Annotated in this window: 3 protein-coding genes; 1 reads left to right on the plus strand and 2 read right to left on the minus strand. The window is 68.8% G+C overall.

Annotation, left to right across the window (positions count from 1 at the left end; genetic code table 11):
• Positions 1 to 273, plus strand: a 273-nt coding sequence (locus tag J0A65_RS23365) for a winged helix-turn-helix domain-containing protein (protein WP_206596682.1), incomplete at its 5' end; no start/stop codon positions are given.
• 45 nt (positions 274 to 318) lie between these two features.
• Here the strand turns inward: J0A65_RS23365 and xopAW are convergent.
• Both xopAW and J0A65_RS23375 read right to left on the minus strand, forming a co-directional pair.
• The gene (gene xopAW / locus J0A65_RS23370) at positions 319 to 1,038 is read right to left on the minus strand and encodes a XopAW family type III secretion system calcium-binding effector (RefSeq protein ID WP_206596683.1); all 720 of its coding nucleotides are present in this window, start codon (positions 1,036 to 1,038) and stop codon (positions 319 to 321) included.
• A gap of 91 nt (positions 1,039 to 1,129) precedes the next feature.
• The coding region (locus J0A65_RS23375; protein WP_206596684.1) for an ATP-binding protein at positions 1,130 to 1,425 on the minus strand (296 nt) is incomplete at its 5' end.

Consider the following 1,425-nt stretch of genomic DNA (forward strand, 5'->3'; position numbering starts at 1 on the left):
GACCTGGCCTATCGACGGGTCAGCGTGGAGGGCGGCGAAGTCGCCCTGACGCCCAAGGAGTATGCGGTGCTCGCCCTGCTTGGCCAGCACCTCGGGCGCGTGGTGACGCAGCAGCAGCTGCTGCGCGACATCTGGGGGCCGAGCCACGTCGGCGACAGCCACTACCTGCGCGGGGTGGTCGGTCATCTGCGGCAGAAGCTGGGTGACGATCCGGCCGCGCCCCGCTACCTGATCACCGAGGCGGGCGTGGGCTACCGCCTGAGGGGCGATTGAGCGGCGCTGGACGCCGCCGCCAGTGAGGCCAGCGGCGGCTCGCGCTCAGGCGCTGAGGCTGAGCTGGCTACCCAGGCTGCCGGCGTCGTTCTGGCTGCTCTGGTAGTGCTGCAGCAGCTTGCCGATCATCTCCGAGACCTGTGGTTCGAGCTCGGGCCTGGGTGGGCGCTGGGCGACGGCCTCGAGCAGGCTGTCCAGCGTCGCGTCGTCGCCTTCGCTACCCTGCGCCAGTTCGAATGACGGGCCGCCAGACGGCGGAGGGGGTGGCGCGAGTGCGCTCAGTTCGTCCAGGTCGAGGCCGCCGTCACCGTCGCTGTCCAGCTCGGCGAGCAGGGCGCTGGTGTCCACTGCGCCGTCGTTGGCCAGTGCGGCGAGTTCGTCGGCATCGATGAGGCCGTCACCGTTGGCGTCGAGCTGGGCGAACATGTCCTCGGGGTTGGGCCCGCCCGGCGGCGGCGGAGGCGGTGCGAGTGCGGCGATCTCGTCGCTGTCGAGGCTGCCATCGCCATTGCCATCGAGTTGGCTGAACAGCTCGTCGATGTCGATGGTCAGGCTGCTGTCGTTCTCCTGTGCGGCGCTGAGCACGCTGCTCAGTTCTTCCTTGGCGACGCTGCCGTCGCCGTCGCTGTCGAGCAGGCTGAACAGCTTTTCCTGCATGTTGGCCGGGCCTCCGGCGCAGCTTCCGCTGCTGGCGGTGCTGCGCTGGGTGCTGGCGTAAGTCGAGCTGTAGGCGTAGCCCGAGTAACTGCTGACACCACTGATCATGAGCGTTGCTCCCATGGTTGGCTGGCTGAAGAGGCTTCTTCAGCCATGGCAGGTTCAGGGGCGCTTATGTACGGGGTGTGTGGACTTTGTATCAGGCAGGACACGTGAGCGCGCGTGGCAGGCGCAGTATGGCCGTCAGGCCGCCACCGGGGGTTTCTTCCAGGTGGATGTCGCCGCCCTGGCGTTGCGCCGCCTCGCGGGCGATGGTCAGCCCCAGGCCCACGCCGCCGGAGTTGCGATTGCGCGAACCTTCCACGCGGTAGAACGCCTCGAACACGCTTTCCCGCAAGGCCGGCGCGATGCCCGGGCCGTAGTCGATGACGCGTACCTCGACCCACTCGGCGCCGTCGCGCAGTTCGATCTCGGCATGCTCGGCGTAGCGCAGGG

The sequence above is a fragment of the Bowmanella yangjiangensis genome, assembly GCF_017255015.1.
Lineage (GTDB): Bacteria > Pseudomonadota > Gammaproteobacteria > Enterobacterales > Alteromonadaceae > Bowmanella > Bowmanella yangjiangensis.